A 17,993-nucleotide genomic window follows, 5' to 3' on the forward strand; every position below is an offset into this window, starting at 1 on the left:
GTGAGGATATTGGGCATCAGACCTGAAGAGATCAGCACTTTGATCAAAAGTCAAATTGAGCAATATAAAGCCGATATCGAAGTTGCCGAAATTGGCACCGTCATTCAAGTCGGCGACGGTATCGCCCGTGTCTACGGTCTGGAAAACGCGATGGCGGGAGAACTGCTGGAGTTCTCCAACGGAGTAGTAGGCATGGCGCTCAATCTGGAAGAAAGCAACGTGGGTGTTGTTATTCTGGGTGAGTACAAGGAAATTCGCGAAGGCGATCAAGTAAAACGTACAGGACAAATTATGCAGGTTCCGGTTGGTGAAGCTATGCTGGGCCGTGTAGTGAATGCACTGGGACAGCCACTAGACGGCAAAGGTCCAATTGCAACCACTGAATTCCGTCCTGTGGAACATAATGCTCCAGGTGTTATCGACCGTAAATCGGTGCATGAGCCGATGCAGACAGGTCTTAAAGCTATTGATGCGATGGTGCCAATCGGCCGCGGTCAACGCGAGCTGATCATCGGTGACCGTCAGACTGGTAAGACAGCAATCGCAATTGATGCGATTATCAACCAAAAAGGCAATGGCATGAAATGTATCTATGTTGCCATCGGCCAGAAGCAATCCACAGTAGCACAGGTAGTGGAAACCCTCCGCCGCCACGGTGCGCTGGAATATACAATCGTTGTAACCGCTTCGGCTTCCGAGCCGTCTCCGTTGCTGTATATCGCTCCATACGCAGGCTGCGCAATGGGCGAATACTTCATGTACAAAGGCGAGCATGTCCTTGTCATCTATGATGACCTTTCGAAGCAAGCGTCCGCTTACCGCGAATTGTCCTTGCTGCTCCGCCGTCCACCGGGCCGCGAAGCGTTCCCTGGTGACGTATTCTATCTGCACTCCCGTCTGTTGGAACGTGCAGCTAAGCTTAGCGATGAGCTTGGCGGCGGTTCATTGACTGCATTGCCATTTATCGAAACACAGGCCTCCGACGTGTCGGCTTACATTCCTACGAACGTTATCTCGATTACGGACGGCCAGATCTTCCTTGAATCCGACCTGTTCTATTCCGGTCAACGTCCGGCTATCAACGTCGGTATCTCTGTATCCCGTGTCGGTGGTTCCGCGCAGATCAAAGCGATGAAGAAGGTTGCGGGCTCACTCCGTCTGGATCTGGCCCAATACCGCGAACTTCAGGCGTTCTCCCAGTTCGGTTCCGACCTCGATAAATCTACGCAGGCCCGTCTGAACCGTGGTGCGCGTATGATGGAAATTCTGAAGCAGGGCGTAAACCAGCCATTGTCGGTTGAGCATCAGGTTATCAGCTTGTATGCCGCTGTCAAAGGTCATCTGGATGATATTCCTGTCAAAGATGTTAGACGCTTTGAGAAGGAATTCCTGGCGTTTGTGGACAGCAACGCTGCCGGCATCCTCAAATCCATCACGGATACGAAGGATTTGACTGCGGATAATGAAACTGCCCTCAAAGAAGCTATCGAGAAGTTCAAAAAAGGCTTTGCTACCAGCTAAGCTAGGGTAGAATTTAACTAATGCTGCTAATCGGGCTTTGGCTTTGCCAAAGCTCTAGTATATGCTACGAAGTGAGCTTTGACCTTGGGTCAAAGCTCAGAGAATGCTTACGAAGTCAGCTTTGACTAAAGTCAAAGCTCTAAGGTTATGCTTACGAAGTTAGCTTTGGCTCCGCCAAAGCTCTAAGGTGGTGAAATCATGGCAAGAAGCATGCGTGATATTAAACGTCAAATCAAGAGCGTTCAGAACACCAGACAGATCACCAAGGCTATGGAGATGGTTGCCGCTTCCAAGCTGCGCAAAGCACAGGAGAAGGCGGAAGCTGCGCGTCCTTACTCGGCGAAGCTGAAAGAGGTCGTAGCGAACATTGCTGCCGGTACACAAGGCTTGACCCACCCTATGCTGGTCAGCCGGCCTGTCAAAAAGACCGCTTATCTAATCGTCACCTCGGACAGAGGGCTTGCGGGGGGATACAACGCCAATATTCTTCGTAAATTGACGCTATTGCTCGCAGAGCGCCACAAGTCCAAGGATGAGTATGCTTTGTTTGTAATCGGCCGCAAGGGCCGTGACTTTTTGCGCCGCCGTGAATATCCGATTGTAGAAGAAGTTACCGAGCTGTCCGATACGCCTAAGTTCTCAGACATCAAGTCGATTGCTTACTCGGCAGTGCAGCAGTTTGAGAATGGCGTGTACGACGAGCTGTATATCTGCTACAACCGTTTCGTCAATGCCATCAGCCAGGTGCCGACCATTGACCGTCTGCTGCCTATGGACACAGTAGGAAGTAAAGAGCACGCAGGAGCAACTGCGAGCTACGAGTATGAGCCTTCACCGGAAGGTGTGCTGGGTGTACTGCTTCCGAAATATGCGGAAACTTTGATTTACAGCGCAATTCTGGACGGCAAGGCCAGTGAGCTGGGTGCGAAAATGACAGCGATGGGCAGTGCAACAAAGAACGCGTCGAAAATGATCGGGGAACTTACACTTACGTACAACCGTGCCCGTCAGGCGGCAATTACGCAGGAAATTACCGAGATCGTGGCCGGAGCGAACGCGCAATCTTAAAGTGTAAGTAATGCAACAGCTTTCGAGGAGGGAAATATTAAGATGAACAAAGGACGCGTTGTAAGCATTATGGGTCCGGTTGTTGATATTGAATTTGAACGCGGCCAGCTGCCCGAGATTTTCAACGCTATCAAGATTGTAACCAGCCAGGCAAACGGCCGCACCATTGATTTGACCCTTGAAGTTTCCAATCATCTGGGTGACAATCTGGTACGCTGTATCGCCATGTCTTCCACAGATGGTCTGGTTCGCGGATTGGATGCAATTGACCAGGGCGGACCGATTTCGGTTCCGGTTGGAGCTGCAACACTTGGCCGGGTATTTAACGTGCTGGGCAATCCGATTGATAACGGCGAGGAAGTTGTTGCTGACAAAAATCCGATTCACCGTCTTGCTCCGACTTTTGATGAATTGTCGACACAAGCGGAAATTCTGGAAACCGGGATCAAGGTTATCGACCTGCTCGCTCCATATGCCAAGGGCGGTAAAATCGGTCTCTTCGGCGGTGCCGGCGTTGGTAAGACAGTAACGATCCAGGAATTGATCAACAACATCGCGCAGGAGCACGGCGGGATTTCCGTATTCGCTGGTGTTGGTGAACGGACCCGTGAAGGTAATGACCTGTATCATGAGATGACCGATTCCGGCGTTATCAAGAAGACAGCAATGGTATTCGGACAAATGAATGAGCCGCCGGGCGCACGTCTTCGTGTAGCTCTGACCGGTCTGACCATGGCGGAGTATTTCCGTGATGTGGAAGGCCGCGACACGCTGCTCTTTATCGATAACATATTCCGCTTTACCCAAGCGGGTTCCGAAGTATCCGCGCTTCTCGGCCGCATGCCTTCCGCGGTAGGTTACCAGCCAACGCTGGCAACAGAAATGGGCCAATTGCAAGAGCGTATCACATCCACCAAAAAAGGTTCTGTTACCTCCATTCAGGCCATCTACGTGCCTGCGGATGACTACACTGACCCTGCTCCGGCAACGGCGTTTGCCCACTTGGATGCTACAACCAACCTGGAACGTAAGATCTCCGAGAAAGGTATCTTCCCGGCCGTAGACCCGCTTGCTTCCAGTTCGCGTATCCTGGCTCCGGAAATCGTCGGAGAAGAGCACTACAACGTTGCTCAGGGCGTTAAGCAGCTATTGCAGCGCTATACTGAGCTTCAGGACATCATTGCCATCCTGGGTATGGATGAGCTGAGTGAAGAGGATAAGGTCATTGTGGCCCGTGCCCGTAAGGTTGAACGTTTCCTGTCGCAGCCTTTCCACGTAGCTGAGCAATTCACCGGCTTCAAAGGCAAATACGTGCCAATCAAAGAAACCGTACGCAGCTTCAAAGAAATTCTGGATGGCAAGCATGATGATCTTCCAGAAGCAGCGTTCCTGTTTGTTGGAACAATTGAAGAAGCGGTGGAAAAAGCGAAATCAATGTAATCTCGGATAATGCTTTCGATGCAAGCTTTACTTTGTAAAGCTTTGAGGAGGAATGGAAGTGAATACCTTTCTGTTGGAAATTGTCACGCCGGAGCATCTTGTCTTCTCCAAGCAGGTTAACAGCCTGACTGTACGGGGAGCTGATGGTGACCTGGGTATTTTGCCGGGACACATTCCGCTTGTGACTCCACTTCAGGTTGCTCCGATGTTCGTCAAAGCGGATGGTGCTACAATCACTATCGCTGTTCATGGCGGGTTCGTGGAAGTGCATAAAGACAAGGTAACCGTTCTGGCTGAAAGTGCCGAGCTGCCTACGGATATTGATCTTGAACGCGCCGAAGCAGCGAAGGAACGGGCACAGCGCCGCCTTCAGTCCCGCAGCAAGCAGGATGATATTGATCACCGCCGTGCGGAGCTGGCGCTTCAGCGCGCCGTTACACGGATCAAAGTGTCCACTGGAAAAGGACAACAGTAATATCAATACGGTCAAGCCCATGGCTTGGCCGTTTCTGCTTGTTTTTAATTGAAAGTGGCTATTTTGTAAGTTTCAGATGTTCCATAGCATGAAATGTTTAAAAGTTTGTAAAAGTACTGGATTCTTTTCCCCTGCACAAGTATGATATAAGAGTCGATTTCCGAGTAAGCAATACACGGGGGGCTAACATGAATCAAAGGTTATCCGATGAGTTGTCCAGCACAATCGGCAGCAGCAGTTTAGTTTCGATGGTTGTTTCTTTGCTTTGTGTAGTATTATCTTGGTGGGCACTTCAGAACCTTAAGCTCGATTTGGTCATAAGATATCCCAAGAGCCCTCAAGGAAGGCTGCTGCATTTATTGCTGGCTATTGTCCTGGGCCATTTTGTGGCCGGATTTCTGCTGGATTACCTGGGCTGGAGTGTGCAAATCCGCAACATGTTTTAAAAATGGCCGGATGGTTATAAGTATTGCCGGCTACTTGACGTAGAAAGCTGTCGAATAATAAGGTTTTATAATGTTAACACTTATTAACACATGCATCTTAACTTCGAAAATTAATATCAGAAATAATGGACGCGGAGGGAAACCGTAATGAGCAAATTTATCGTCCGCGGTGGCAACAGATTGACCGGGAGCGTGAAAGTTAGCGGCGCAAAAAATTCCGTACTACCGATCATAGCCGCCTCTCTATTGGCAGAAGAAGGGGTAAGCGTCATTGTGGACGCACCTCCGTTAGACGATGTAATGACAATCAGCAAAGTGCTGGAATCTCTGGGTGCGGGCGTTACATACCAGAACGATATTATCGAGGTAGATGCCAGAAACATCACCTCCTGTGAAGCGCCTTATGAATGGGTGCGGAAAATGCGGGCTTCTTTTTTAGTGATGGGTCCTCTTTTGTCCCGGCTGGGCCGTACGCGTATTTCTTTACCGGGCGGCTGTGCCATCGGCACAAGACCGATTGATCAGCATTTGAAGGGGTTTGAAGCGCTTGGTGCCGAGATCAGTCTTGGCCAGGGCTATATTGAAGCGAAATCAAACGGACGGCTGCGTGGAGCTAAGGTGTATCTGGATGTGGCCAGCGTAGGTGCGACCGAAAATATAATGATGGCGGCGGCACTCGCCGAAGGCGTGACTTTGATTGAGAATGCGGCTAAAGAGCCGGAGATTGTTGATTTGGCCAATTACCTGAACGGTATGGGCGCAGTCGTGCGCGGTGCGGGAACCGGAGTTATTCGCATCGAAGGCGTTGAACGTCTGCATGGGGTAAGACACAATGTCATTCCTGACCGGATCGAAGCGGGCACATATATGGCGGCTGCAGCGATCACTGGCGGCGATGTCTATGTGGAAGGCGCAATCGCCGATCACCTCGGACCTGTTATTGCGAAGATGGAGGAAATGGGCGTTACGATCATTCCTGATGAGAACGGTGTCCGTGTAATCAGCGACAAGCCGCTGAAGGCTGTAGATTTGAAGACTTTGCCGTATCCCGGCTTCCCTACCGACATGCAATCGCAAATGATGGCTCTATTGCTTCGTTCCGAAGGCACAAGTGTTGTAACGGAGACGGTGTTCGAGAACCGGTTCATGCATGTAGATGAATTCCATAATATGAACGCCGAGATTAAGATTGAAGGCCGTTCCGCTATTGTAACCGGTAATGCTCAGCTAGTCGGCGCCAAAGTGTGCGCTACAGACCTGCGTGCGGGCGCTGCGCTTATTTTGGCAGGCCTTGTTGCCGAAGGCACTACGGAGGTTAGCGGAACCCATCATATTGACCGTGGTTACGTGCATTTGGCCGAGAAGCTGTCAGGACTTGGTGCAGACATATGGCGGATTTCCATGGAAGACTCGGAATCTGCTGCTCCGGCTGCGAAGGAAGAAACCCTCAAACCGGAAGCTGCCAGAATTGAATCCCATAAAAGCGAAGAGATTAAGTCTCGCTTTCAGATTCAGCCAACCTGGGTATAATCGCAAATTATCTGAAGAGACCGGACCGCGTATTGCGGCTCGGTCTCTTTTTTTGGCAATGATTCATTAACTCTCTTTCTCTCAGAATAGCGTTCTAGCAGTTGCCGGAAATTCATATCTATAAGAATCACCGATGACAACTGGAAGGAGCTTAAGAGATGAAAGAGTTTCGCTATCTGCTGCGGCGTATCATGAACCCGCGACGCCGCGCTGCGCGCGCGCAGCGCGTTTCGCCCCGGCTCAGGCGGCTTGCGCCCGCCGCCTGGCTCGCAGCGCCCCTCCTGGCGGGGCTGCTGCTGCCGCTGCTGGTTGTCCCGCTGCGCGGGGGACAACCGGCGCCCCCGGCCGTGCCGCAGGCCACGGCCTCCCCGGCGCCGCCGGGAACGGCTGCGGAGGACGCCCCGCAGCCGAGGGTCTCCGTCTATTTGTCGCGCAGCGGACAAATAGAGACGCTGTCGCTGGAGGACTACGTCAGCGGCGTGGTGGCGGCCGAGATGCCGGCTGACTTTGAGCTCGAAGCGCTCAAAGCCCAGGCCGTTGCGGCCCGCACCTTTATTGTCCGCCGCCTGCTGGCCGGCGACAGAAGCGGCGTGCCCGTTCCGGGCGCGGATGTGACGGATACGGTAAGCCACCAGGCTTACATATCCAAGGCCGCGCTGGATCGGGACTGGAAGCGCGGCGGCAAGCACGCCGGGCTGGACAAACTCCGCCGCGCGGTCCTGGAGACGCGCGGTGTCATCATGACCTATCGGGGCCAGCCGATCACGGCTTCCTTTTTCGCCTCAAGCGGAGGGTATACAGAGAATTCAGAAGACTACTGGAATGCATCTGTGCCTTATCTGCGCAGCGTCGCCAGCCCGTGGGATAAGGAGATTACGCCTAATCTGGCGGCGACATATACATTCACGACCTCAGAACTGATGAAGAAGCTGGGGCTTGCAGACACAGCCCTCCCCGTTTCGAGAGATCCGGCAGTCTCTTCCTTAGTGAAGCCGGTCTCTTCCTCTTCAGCCCTGCCTGCTGAGGTGCTGTCTCTCACAGCCGGACACCGGGTCAAGGAAATCTCCATCGGAGGCACCGTCTTTACGGGACGGGAGGTACGCGAGAAGCTGGGGCTTCGCTCCAGCCAGTTCACCTGGAAGCGGCAGGGCGGCAAAGTTCTGATTACCACCTACGGCAACGGGCATGGGGTTGGCATGAGCCAGTGGGGAGCCAACGGCATGGCCATGGAGGGAAGAACCGCTACACAAATTCTCAAACACTATTACAGCGGCATCTCTTTTAACCAAGTCTCAACTCTTCTGAAAAAATAACTTGCAAGATACGTATAAAAGCGAAGCGCCCGGTAACACTGGTTACTGAGGTGATAAGCATATGAATGAACAAGACAAAAACAAAACAACCCATGATGAATCTCTCAAAAATAAGCAGGGAGATTCAGGCGCAAAGCCTTCTTCATGGAACAGAATGTTATCCAAACGCTGGGTATTCCCGGCAGTCTACACGGCGGCAGCGGCAATTATACTAACCTTGGTGTGGGTCTATCAGGACGCCGGCCAGAAGCCGCTGAAGCAAGACACCGCCGCCGTCGTTTCACAGGACTCCGCAAGCTCCGGCAATGAAGCCGGTACAGCCAAGGATGACCCTGCGGCACTCGAAGTGGTTGCTTCGGCTGAAAGCATGGCCTGGCCTGTAGCAAATCCAGGTGAAGTAGAAGTGGTTAAGCCGTTCTATGATGAGAAAGGGACCGAAGAGAATCATGTGGCAGCTATGGTGCAGTATAATGACACCTTCGTGCCGAATGCCGGTATCGACATCGCCCGTGAGGATAATCAGTCGTTTGACGTCAAGGCCGCGCTCAGCGGCAAAGTTACCAGAGTTGAGGATGTTGCAGTGTTCGGCAAGGTTGTAGAGGTCACAAGCCCCGGCAATCTGAAGACTGTGTACCAAAGTCTCGGCGACACCAAAGTCAAGCAAAATGATGAAGTGAAGCAAGGCGACTTGCTGGCAACCGCCGGCCGAAGTGAAATTGAGAAAAATCTTGGCAATCATGTGCACTTTGAAGTGTACGAGGATGGCAAGGTAGTCAATCCTTCGGATTTGCTGCCGAAGCGTTAAGATTAACTTTCATTGGGAGGCTGTACAGCCTCCTTTTTTTGTTCAAATATAAGAAAGCATCAGTTTCCTCCTCTTCCCACGGAAGGCTTGTTCACGGTTGTCCACTAAATAAAATGAGCCTTTCGAAGCTTGTCACGTCCTGAAAGCGCGAATATATAGGCCCGCCCCTCATATAATGTACCAAACTATCCACAGTTGGGAGGCGGGAGCGTGCACGATTACATCAAGGAACGTACGATCAAAATCGGACGCTGCATCGTGGAAACCAGGCACACGGTCCGGACCATAGCCAAAGAATTTGGCGTTTCAAAGAGCACGGTGCATAAGGATTTAACCGAGCGTTTGCCGGAGATCAACCCTGATCTGGCTGATCAGGTGAAGCACATTCTTGAATATCACAAGTCAATCCGTCATCTTCGGGGGGGAGAAGCTACAAAAATTAAATATAAGAAAACGACGGGAAAAAAGCGTGAGGTGGCCGTAGCGTCAAAGCCATGAGATTTTCGGAAATTTGAGGAATAATTCAGGTTTATTACATTGTATAATTCCCCTAAAGTATGGTATTTTTAAATTTGGGACTAACTAACTATTTTTCTCATCCAAGAAGAATTTTCTTATATTTTAAAATAACACTTTGGGGGCTCTTTCATTATGCTTAGCAAGGATATCGGAATTGATCTTGGCACGGCCAATGTGCTCATTCATGTCAAGGGAAGGGGAGTCGTTCTGGATGAACCTTCCGTGGTCACGCTTGAAAGTGATACGAAGAAGGTCCTTGCGGTAGGTGAACAGGCGCGCCGCATGGTTGGACGCACGCCGGGAAATATTACTACAATCCGTCCTCTCCGGGATGGAGTTATAGCTGATTTTGCAATTACGGAAACGATGCTGAAGTATTTTATTGACAGTGTTGGCGGACGTACCTGGTACGCAAGGCCCCGCATTCTGATCTGTGCCCCCACGAATATAACTTCCGTTGAACAGAAATCAATCCGGGAAGCGGCTGAACGCAGCGGGGCTAAGGAAGTCTTTATGGAAGAAGAACCCAAAGCCGCAGCAATCGGCGCGGGTATGGACATTTATCAGCCGAGTGGAAATATGGTCGTCGATATTGGCGGCGGAACGACGGATGTAGCCGTGCTCTCCATGGGCGACGTCGTTACCGCCTCCTCGATCAAAGTCGCAGGGGACAAGTTCGACGAGGCCATTTTAAGATATATTAAACAGAAATATAAGCTGTTAATCGGTGAACGTACAGCAGAGGACATTAAAGTTACGATCGGCTCCGTCCGTCCAGGCGGCATGAAAGCCGAAATGGATATTCGCGGGCGTGATATGGTTAGCGGACTTCCCCAGACGCTGAGCATTTCTTCTGCCGAAGTGAAGGAAGCGCTGTGGGACCCGGTTTCCTCCATCGTTGCTGCCGCCAAATCGGTGCTGGAGCGCACACCGCCGGAGCTGTCGGCGGACATTATTGACCGCGGGGTTGTTTTGACCGGCGGTGGGGCACTACTGAACGGGCTGGACGAGCTGCTCTCCGAACAACTGCATGTTCCGGTCTGGGTCGCAGAGGACCCGATGCACTGTGTCGTCAAGGGAACGGGAATAATGCTGGATCATTTGGACAAAGTCGTTAAGAAAAAGTTCTAGGCTGCCGATAATATAAGATAATAGCAGACTCAGGAAGGGGAATTGCCCTCATGCTTAGAGGATTATATACGGCCGCTGCCGGAATGGTTACACAGCAGCGCAGACATGATACGGCGACACAGAACATTGCAAATTTGAAAACAACGGGGTACAAGCAGGTTGACAGCGTCAGCCATGCATTTCCCGATGTGCTCATCTCCGCCATGAGCAATGGCACCATCAAGCCTGTTGGCCACCTGAATACAGGGGTATTTGCCGAACAGTCCATCTCTCAGTATTTGCAAGGAGATATTATCGAAAGCGGCAAGACCACTGATTTTGCACTCTCTACGGACCTGCAGGTCACAGATCCGGCAACTGGCCGGAATATTGTTTTTGACGGCTCTGGCAAATATGTAACTCCTGAAGGCGAAGTTATTTACCGTCCTCAGGCCTTCTTTACGGTTCAGGATAACGACGGGAACAATTTATACACTCGGAACGGCAGCTTCACTGTGAGCCCGAATGGAGAGGTGCTTAGTGCAGGCGGCTTCAAGGTTCTGGACAGCAACGGCAGACCTCTGGTCTTGACAGGATCGCAGGACAACCTTAAAGTGGACGAACAGGGCAATCTGATTGATCCGCAGACCGGTCGCCCCTCAGGGACAAAGATTGGTGTCAGCGTGATTACAAAACCGCAGGAGCTGATACGTGACGGGAACGGCGTCTTCCATGCCGATGATGTCCAGGCTGCGGGTATCCGCTACTCTAACGCAACGGATAACCTGCAGGTGCGCCAGCGTTTTCTGGAAAGCTCCAACGTTGATGTCACGCAGGTAACTGTGGATTTGAATGCAGCATACCGGGCGTATGAAGCGAATCAAAAAGTGATTCAGTTCTATGACAGTACTTTGCAGAAGACTGTTAATGAAGTCGGAAGAGTATAGGACAGGAGGAGTAACCCGTGAATAACTCAGCAATCGGTGCAGCCGTCTCAATGTCCAGCCTCCAGCAGCGTTTGGATATTATCGCTGATAATATCGCCAATATGGATACAAGCGGCTATAAGAGAAAGGAAGGCTCCTTCGAGGATGCGCTAACCCGTGTTCAGCAGCAGTCCAAGGAATATGATCAGCCTGGCCGGAGCATGCCGCTCGGTTTTAATATGGGCTTTGGTGTTCGTGTGTCCAAGGTTACCAACGATTGGGAGCAAGGTACGCTTAAGGAAACAGGCAACCCAACGGATCTGGCCATTCAGGGCAATGGATTGTTTGGGGTTCAGGTGAACGGAGCTACTGCCTATACACGGCAAGGGGACTTTCACTTTGTTCCAGATACTAACACTCCTAACACTATGATGCTGGTGGACTACTCAGGCAATCCTGTGCTGAATACGCAGGGCAATCCCGTGACGGTACCGAATAATGTAAGTGCCGCGATTGATGAACGGGGCCGGGTACTGACCAAGACGAGTGAGAATGCGCCGGTCCGGGTAGCAGGCACCCTAATGATTGTAGAGCCAACCAGCAAGAGTACTTTGCAGGCTGTAGATGGTAATTTTTATGTGCTTCCTGAGGGAGTCACGGCTCAGCAGGCCTTTGTGCAAAGAGCGGCGGGTACGGCTTCGAATATAGGTGTGCGTTCCGGATATCTGGAGCGGTCTAACGTGGATTTAGGCAGTGAAATAACGGAAATGCTGCAGCTTCAGCGCAACTATCAGCTCGCTGCCCGGGCGCTTTCCTCCAGTGATCAGATGCTTGGCCTGGCTAATAACTTGCGCGGGTAGGTGAAGGAATGGTTCGTCAGAACAGCAACAAACCGGAAGAAGAACAGCAGCAGCCTGTAAGGCGCCGCGGAATCGCCAAATGGACCATTGTTCAGTGGTTTCTGATTCCTTTGCTGCTTGTTGCTGCGCTATCAAGCGGCCTCGTGGTCGGTTATGTAGTATTGGGCAAAAAAGAATTCAGTGATGTGCTTGAGTGGAGTACCTGGAAGCATGTCTACGATTTGGTGTTTTCACCATAATATGCAGTAAGTTCATTAACTCCCTTGTTGTACAGGGGAGTTTTCTTTTTTATACTGGAAAATGTATAATGATGGAGGCCCCTGAGAGCAAAAAGGGCCCTCTCCGCCATATTGCCGTGTGCGGTGGAGAAAGCCCCTTATCTCAACCTCCACTGCTGCAGGTGGTGAAGGATAATTATAGTTTTTGCCGAAGCTGTCCATATTTATGCAGGGCAGCAGAGATTAACGCAGAAATGCAGCACCGGCAGATTGTACAAGACGCGGTTACATCCGAAAGGAGCTTTGCCACAAATGCTAAATATCAATGAAATTCAAGAAATAATCCCCCATCGGCATCCATTTCTGCTGGTGGACAAAATTACCGAAATAGAAATGGGAAAACGGGCTGTTGGCATCAAAAATGTAACGGTGAATGAACCTTTTTTTGCCGGTCATTTTCCAGGTTTTCCGGTGATGCCCGGCGTACTGATCACCGAAGCGCTGGCTCAGGTTGGAGCTGTGGCTATTCTTGGTGTGGAAGCCAACAGAGGAAAGATTGGGTTCCTGGCTGGACTGGACGGATTCCGTTTCCGGGGTCAGGTTGTTCCGGGGGATACGCTTGTGCTTGAAGTGGAGATTACCCGGCTTAAGGGCAGCATTGGAAAAGGCCAAGCTACCGCCAAGGTAGACGGTAAGGTTGTAGCCTCCGGTGAAATTATGTTCGCGCTCAGCTAGCACCTGTTATACAATCATATATCATACATGGAGAAGGAGAGATTTTGATATGACTCAATTAAGCCCAAAAGCCGCAGAAACGCTGTCACGCTGGCTGCAGGACCCTTCCGTTGACGAGAACACAAAGGCGGAGCTGAAACTTCTTGCAAATGAGCCGCAGGAGCTGGAAGAACGGTTCTACAGAGATTTGGAGTTCGGTACAGGTGGTCTGCGCGGGATTATCGGTGCGGGCAGCAACCGGATCAACCGGTATACGGTAGGCAGAGCGACTCAAGGGTTCGCCAATTACATTCTTGAGCAGCATAAGGGAGAAGGCAGACCTTCTGTTGTAATCGCCCATGACTCCCGCCGGTTTTCACCGGAATTCACGCTTGAGGCTGCATTGGTATTAGCCGGAAACGGTATTGAGGCTCATTTGTTCCACTCCTTGCGTTCTACTCCGCAGTTGTCCTTTACGGTCCGTCACCTGAAGGCTACGGGCGGCGTGGTTATAACCGCAAGCCATAATCCTCCTGAGTATAACGGCTACAAAGTATATAATTCCGAGGGTGGACAACTGGTTCCGCATGAAGCGGAGAAGGTGATCTCCCACATCTTGGAGGTTGATTCCTTCAATGGCGTGAAGCGTATTTCCCGTGAAGAAGCAGAGGCTCAGGGACTGCTGCATTGGCTGGGCGATAAAGAGGATGAAGCTTTTACAGATACTGTGGCTGCTGTCAGTGTCGGACGTGAGGAGATCGTTTCTACCCTCGGCCGTGATTTCAAAATTGTCTATACACCGCTGCACGGGACAGGAAATTTGCCGGTCCGCAGTGTGCTTAAGAAAATTGGGTTCACTCATGTTCATGTAGTGCCGCAGCAGGAGCTGCCGGATTCTGAATTCTCCACCGTGAAATCGCCGAATCCCGAAGAGCGTGAAGCTTTTACCATCGCAATGAAGCTTGGGGAGGAGCTGGGTGCTGATCTGCTGATTGGTACAGACCCTGACGCAGACCGCATGGGCGCTGTTGTGCGCGATAATGAGGGCAAGTTCGTTGTGCTGTCCGGCAATCAATCCGGCGCGCTAATGATTCATTACTACCTGAGCCGTCTGCAGGAACAGGGCAAGCTGCCAAGCAACGGAGCTGTCGTCAAAACCATTGTGACAAGCGAAATGGGGGCGGCTGTAGCAGAGCATTATGGCGCCACTGTATTTAATACATTGACTGGCTTCAAATATATCGGGGAGAAAATGACCCAATTCCAGCAGTCCGGTGAATATACGTATCTGTTCGGCTATGAAGAGAGCTATGGTTACCTTGCCGGTAATTATGCCCGTGACAAGGATGCCGTGCTTGCTTCCATGTTGATCGCCGAAGCGGGAGCTTACTACAAAGCACAGGGCAAAACGCTGTATGATGTGCTTCAGGAGCTGTACGAGCAATTCGGCTATTTCCTGGAAAGCCTGGAATCACGTACTCTGAAGGGGAAAGATGGCGTGGCGCAAATTCAGGGGATCATGAGTGATTGGCGCAGCAACCCTCCGCAGGAGATTGCCGGAGCCGCTGTGAGCGAGATTCTGGATTATTCGCTTGGGCTAAACGGTCTGCCTAAGGAGAATGTGCTGAAATATTTGCTGTCTGACGGATCATGGTTCTGCCTCCGCCCATCGGGTACAGAGCCAAAAATCAAGGTGTATTTTGCGGTGCGCGGAGAATCCCTCCAGAATGCCAAAGACAAGGTTACAGCGCTCACACAGCAGGTTATGGCACGTGTTGACGGGAAATAATACAAGTTATTAGGCTTCAAGAAGAAACGGATACAGTCTCTTATTAGGACGTGCATCCGTTTCTTCTTGAGTCAGCAAGCTGAAGTAATAGAGGAGGTACTTTTGGGTGCAGCAGAAATGGCAACGTTGGAATATAGCTTCGCGGAAGTGGTTGTGGATTATTGTGGTGATCGGTGTTATTGCCGCATTGCCGGTTGTCTATGATCGTCTGCAAACGGAGAAATCTTCCAAAACGATTGAATTTGTTTTTGACTACCGTGACCTGGTGGATGCAGCAAGCTACCGGGCGAATCCGCAGGATTACATCTCCCAGCAGCTTGACCGGTTAAAGGCTGCCGGTGTGCAGAGCATGGCGATTTATGAGAACACACTGGATGATTACCGCAAAGCCCGCCGGTTGATGATGTGGGGAGCGACTGATATCGCCAACCTGACGGATTCTGTGATTCCAGAGAACGAGAATTATACGTATATTCTTTTTACCAGTCCGAAAAATAACGAGGTGCTTGCACCGATAATCCGAGATGCCTTCAGCAGCCTGGGAATTGCAACGGAAGACTGGAGCTTCCGCGGGCAGCAGGGGCTTATTGTAAAAACTCCGCTGGAGGATGCCACACTGAAGCCGCTGCAGCCGGACCCGTTCACGCTGGATATGCTGCATGGTAAAGGCTTTAGCATCGTGCCCCGTCTTGTGGACTCATTGCCATATAATGAGGCTGCGGTTACCAAGCTTCTCGACCGCTATGAAGAGCTGGGAGTCAAACGTATTCTTTTTGAAGGCGAGTCCGTTAAAGGATTTAATGATGACGCCGATCAAGGCAGCATCACCGCATTTGCCAAGCTTCTAAAAGATCGCGGGATTGGTATTGCTACGATTGAGAATATTAAAGTACAGCAAAAAGGCTTCAATAAATTGGCCTATCAACTGGATTATAATGTAGCAAGGCTATACTCGCTCAGCGAAGGCGACTCCGGCTTATCTCCGGAAACGATAGCTGACCGCTTTGCACTTGCTACCAAGGACCGCAATATCCGCATGATTTATCTCAATACAATTCCGTCGCGGGACACCACCAAGGCACAGATTACCGATACTCTGGATAACCTTGTAACCAGTCTGAGCGAGCCTGGCGGAGCAGTCGACAAGATTAAGGATAACGGATTCACCTTAGGACAAGCCACCGCGTTTGATGTAGTGGATTCTTCTTATCAAAGGTACTTCAAGCTGGTTGCCGTTATTGGCGCTGTCGCTATGGTAGCCTTGCTTGTTTCTTATTTCATTCCGCTGCTTACTCTGCCGGCCTTGGCGCTTGGTCTTGTAGGTAGTGCGGGGCTGATGCTGGTTAAGCCAGCGCTTTTCGAGCAGGCCTTGGCGCTTGCTGTGGCCATTAGTGCGCCTACTGTTGCTACCGTGCTGGCGGTCCGGAAAATTAATGAAATGGGGCCGCCGGTGCGTGGCAACTCGCTGACCTACACAGTTATGGGGCCGCGCCGCCGTCTGGCGCACAGCCTTGTGCTGTATATCAAGACAGCGGTAATCTCGCTCAGCGCTGTACCTTTTGTGATTGCGCTGCTGAACAACATCACCTACAGTCTGGTGCTTAATCAGTTCCGGGGGGTTAGTCTGCTTCACTTGGCGCCGATTGCGCTGACTGCTCTGTATGTGCTTTTGTACCGTGGAGAGTTTGCTTTTAGCAAGACCGGCAAGCTGCTGCGCACTCCTATTACGCTGGCCTGGGTAATTGCTGCTGGTATCCTGGGGATTTTGGGGATGTATTATTTGAGCCGTACCGGTAATGGCGGAAATGTAAGCTCGCTGGAAATGTCATTCCGTACCTTCCTGGAGAATACCGCCGGAGTCCGGCCGCGCAATAAAGAATTCCTATTGGCACACCCACTGTTTATCTTGGGAGCTTTTATGGCTTACAAATACAGAAATGCAGCTTTTATCATGATTATCGCGGTTATTGGCCAGCTTTCGATGATTGATACCTTTGCACATATTCATTCACCGATTCTGATCTCGCTTGTTCGCGGCTTGCTGGGTCTGGGACTGGGTCTGATCATTGGTGTCATCGCCGTGGGTGTATGGCAGCTTGTGGAAGGATGTTGGAGACGATGGTCGCCTCAGCTCAAAAAATAATTATCTCTGGTTATTATGGCTTCCGCAACAGCGGGGATGAGGCGGTGCTGCAGTCCATTCTGAACGCACTGCAGAAGCATTCGCAGGCTGCGGGTATAATGATTGAACCCGTTGTATTATCCATAGATCCAGAGTGGACAACTGCAACTTACGGTGTGAAGTCCGTTCATCGAATGAAGCTCGGCGAGGTGCGAAATGCAATCAAGGACAGCGCCGGTCTAATCAGCGGGGGAGGAAGCCTGCTGCAGGATGTGACGGGCAGCAAAAGCATCCCATATTACCTGGGCATCATCAAGCTTGCCCAATGGCTGGGTAAACCAACCTTCATCTATGCCCAGGGTATAGGGCCGGTTAACCGCAAGCTGTTCCACCCATTGATCAAGTCCGTGTTTCGCAAATGCGCTTATGTATCTGTGCGGGACGAGCAGTCCCGCCAGCTGCTGCAAACTATGGGATTAAGCGGAAACCAGATTGAAGTTGTTCCCGATCCGGTTATGGGCTTGAATCTGCCGGAAGACAGCGGGGTTTCCAGCCGGACAACTGACCTGGAAATCCAGGCTCAGCAAACTGTCGGAATATCAGTGCGTTTCTGGGAACAGTCCCGCAAGGAACTGGATGCTTTGGCTGAAGGCTTGCTGAAGGCCTGTGCACAGTCGCCGCTTCATCTGCGGTTTCTGCCTTTCCACCATCCTTCAGATAATGAAGCCTCCCGCTATATGATGCTGAAGCTGGAGAAGGAAATATCCGGGCTAGGTGGAACACTCAGTATCTGTGAGGATGCTCTTCATCCGCAGCAGATGCTCCGTGAGGTGGGACAATGTGATGTATTGATTGGGATGCGCCTGCATAGCCTGATCTATGCCGCAGGAAGACGAGTTCCCCTCATTGGCATTTCTTATGACCCGAAGATTGACCATTTTCTGGAGAGGGTTGGCTGCCAGCCTATCGGTACAACTGCTGCTCTGGACAGCAATAGAGTTGCCGCCGAGGTGGTTCAGCTTTTGGAGTCAGGTGAGGAATGGAAGCGTAAGCGGGAGCCGCAGATTGCTTCTTTGGCTGAGCAGGCTGAGGCTCCGTCCCGCCAGATTATTGAATATTTCCGCCGTAAAGGGTGAT

General features: G+C 51.3%; 17 protein-coding genes. All 17 read left to right on the forward strand.

From position 1 onward, the window contains the following. The first annotated feature begins 9 nt into the window (after positions 1-9). The 17 genes from atpA (at position 10) to csaB (ending at position 17,992) form a co-directional block, all read left to right on the forward strand. On the forward strand, positions 10-1,521 hold the full coding sequence (gene atpA, locus ACX1DY_RS20210) for a F0F1 ATP synthase subunit alpha (protein ID WP_458965996.1): 1,512 nt from the start codon (positions 10-12) through the stop codon (positions 1,519-1,521). A gap of 198 nt (positions 1,522-1,719) precedes the next feature. Then, positions 1,720-2,589: an ATP synthase F1 subunit gamma gene (gene atpG, locus ACX1DY_RS20215; RefSeq protein ID WP_458965997.1), complete on the forward strand. Its 870-nt coding sequence runs from the start codon at positions 1,720-1,722 to the stop codon at positions 2,587-2,589. Between the two features lie 42 nt (positions 2,590-2,631). After that, positions 2,632-4,029 (forward strand): F0F1 ATP synthase subunit beta, encoded by a 1,398-nt coding sequence (gene atpD / locus ACX1DY_RS20220; protein ID WP_458965998.1) that lies wholly within the window; start codon positions 2,632-2,634, stop codon positions 4,027-4,029. A 58-nt stretch (positions 4,030-4,087) separates the two neighbouring features. Further along, positions 4,088-4,504, forward strand: coding sequence for a F0F1 ATP synthase subunit epsilon (locus ACX1DY_RS20225; RefSeq protein WP_458965999.1), 417 nt, complete (start codon positions 4,088-4,090; stop codon positions 4,502-4,504). A 188-nt stretch (positions 4,505-4,692) separates the two neighbouring features. Then, the gene (locus ACX1DY_RS20230) at positions 4,693-4,950 is read left to right on the forward strand and encodes a DUF1146 family protein (RefSeq protein ID WP_019915025.1); all 258 of its coding nucleotides are present in this window, start codon (positions 4,693-4,695) and stop codon (positions 4,948-4,950) included. Between the two features lie 147 nt (positions 4,951-5,097). After that, entirely contained in the window at positions 5,098-6,480 is a 1,383-nt protein-coding gene (gene murA / locus ACX1DY_RS20235; RefSeq protein WP_458966000.1) for a UDP-N-acetylglucosamine 1-carboxyvinyltransferase, read from the forward strand. 158 nt (positions 6,481-6,638) lie between these two features. Next, complete coding sequence (gene spoIID / locus ACX1DY_RS20240) at positions 6,639-7,793, forward strand: stage II sporulation protein D (RefSeq protein ID WP_458966001.1); 1,155 nt, start codon at positions 6,639-6,641, stop codon at positions 7,791-7,793. 61 nt (positions 7,794-7,854) lie between these two features. Beyond that, a complete protein-coding gene (locus ACX1DY_RS20245) occupies positions 7,855-8,598 on the forward strand; it encodes a peptidoglycan DD-metalloendopeptidase family protein (protein ID WP_458966002.1) in 744 nt (247 codons plus the stop codon). Between the two features lie 210 nt (positions 8,599-8,808). Continuing rightward, positions 8,809-9,096: a sporulation transcriptional regulator SpoIIID gene (gene spoIIID / locus ACX1DY_RS20250; protein ID WP_019915029.1), complete on the forward strand. Its 288-nt coding sequence runs from the start codon at positions 8,809-8,811 to the stop codon at positions 9,094-9,096. A 153-nt stretch (positions 9,097-9,249) separates the two neighbouring features. Next, entirely contained in the window at positions 9,250-10,248 is a 999-nt protein-coding gene (gene mreB, locus ACX1DY_RS20255) for a rod shape-determining protein (protein ID WP_019915030.1), read from the forward strand. Positions 10,249-10,298: 50 nt separating this feature from the next. Beyond that, complete coding sequence (locus ACX1DY_RS20260; protein WP_458966003.1) at positions 10,299-11,174, forward strand: flagellar hook-basal body protein; 876 nt, start codon at positions 10,299-10,301, stop codon at positions 11,172-11,174. A gap of 17 nt (positions 11,175-11,191) precedes the next feature. Beyond that, positions 11,192-12,013 (forward strand): flagellar hook-basal body protein, encoded by an 822-nt coding sequence (locus ACX1DY_RS20265; protein WP_458966004.1) that lies wholly within the window; start codon positions 11,192-11,194, stop codon positions 12,011-12,013. An 8-nt stretch (positions 12,014-12,021) separates the two neighbouring features. Beyond that, entirely contained in the window at positions 12,022-12,252 is a 231-nt protein-coding gene (locus ACX1DY_RS20270; protein WP_458966005.1) for a DNA-directed RNA polymerase subunit beta, read from the forward strand. A 291-nt stretch (positions 12,253-12,543) separates the two neighbouring features. After that, a complete protein-coding gene (gene fabZ, locus ACX1DY_RS20275; RefSeq protein WP_458966006.1) occupies positions 12,544-12,966 on the forward strand; it encodes a 3-hydroxyacyl-ACP dehydratase FabZ in 423 nt (140 codons plus the stop codon). A gap of 49 nt (positions 12,967-13,015) precedes the next feature. After that, positions 13,016-14,734 (forward strand): phospho-sugar mutase, encoded by a 1,719-nt coding sequence (locus ACX1DY_RS20280; RefSeq protein WP_458966007.1) that lies wholly within the window; start codon positions 13,016-13,018, stop codon positions 14,732-14,734. A 106-nt stretch (positions 14,735-14,840) separates the two neighbouring features. Beyond that, a complete protein-coding gene (locus ACX1DY_RS20285) occupies positions 14,841-16,877 on the forward strand; it encodes a DUF5693 family protein (protein WP_458966008.1) in 2,037 nt (678 codons plus the stop codon). Further along, complete coding sequence (gene csaB, locus ACX1DY_RS20290; RefSeq protein WP_458966009.1) at positions 16,853-17,992, forward strand: polysaccharide pyruvyl transferase CsaB; 1,140 nt, start codon at positions 16,853-16,855, stop codon at positions 17,990-17,992. The genes ACX1DY_RS20285 and csaB overlap by 25 nt, the downstream gene beginning before the upstream one ends. Position 17,993: the final 1 nt, after the last annotated feature.

It is taken from the genome of Paenibacillus sp. BAC0078 (assembly GCF_054483875.1).

What these genes read in the sequence shown, in the direction of transcription:
- ACX1DY_RS20245 (WP_458966002.1), top strand. Translation starts at nt 7,855, where the DNA reads ATGAATGAACAAGACAAAAACAAAACAACCCATGATGAATCTCTCAAA.
- ACX1DY_RS20280 (WP_458966007.1), top strand. Translation starts at nt 13,016, where the DNA reads ATGACTCAATTAAGCCCAAAAGCCGCAGAAACGCTGTCACGCTGGCTG.
- csaB (WP_458966009.1), top strand. Translation starts at nt 16,853, where the DNA reads ATGGTCGCCTCAGCTCAAAAAATAATTATCTCTGGTTATTATGGCTTC.
- ACX1DY_RS20260 (WP_458966003.1), top strand. Translation starts at nt 10,299, where the DNA reads ATGCTTAGAGGATTATATACGGCCGCTGCCGGAATGGTTACACAGCAG.
- fabZ (WP_458966006.1), top strand. Translation starts at nt 12,544, where the DNA reads ATGCTAAATATCAATGAAATTCAAGAAATAATCCCCCATCGGCATCCA.
- murA (WP_458966000.1), top strand. Translation starts at nt 5,098, where the DNA reads ATGAGCAAATTTATCGTCCGCGGTGGCAACAGATTGACCGGGAGCGTG.
- atpG (WP_458965997.1), top strand. Translation starts at nt 1,720, where the DNA reads ATGGCAAGAAGCATGCGTGATATTAAACGTCAAATCAAGAGCGTTCAG.
- mreB (WP_019915030.1), top strand. Translation starts at nt 9,250, where the DNA reads ATGCTTAGCAAGGATATCGGAATTGATCTTGGCACGGCCAATGTGCTC.
- ACX1DY_RS20270 (WP_458966005.1), top strand. Translation starts at nt 12,022, where the DNA reads ATGGTTCGTCAGAACAGCAACAAACCGGAAGAAGAACAGCAGCAGCCT.
- ACX1DY_RS20230 (WP_019915025.1), top strand. Translation starts at nt 4,693, where the DNA reads ATGAATCAAAGGTTATCCGATGAGTTGTCCAGCACAATCGGCAGCAGC.
- spoIID (WP_458966001.1), top strand. Translation starts at nt 6,639, where the DNA reads ATGAAAGAGTTTCGCTATCTGCTGCGGCGTATCATGAACCCGCGACGC.
- atpD (WP_458965998.1), top strand. Translation starts at nt 2,632, where the DNA reads ATGAACAAAGGACGCGTTGTAAGCATTATGGGTCCGGTTGTTGATATT.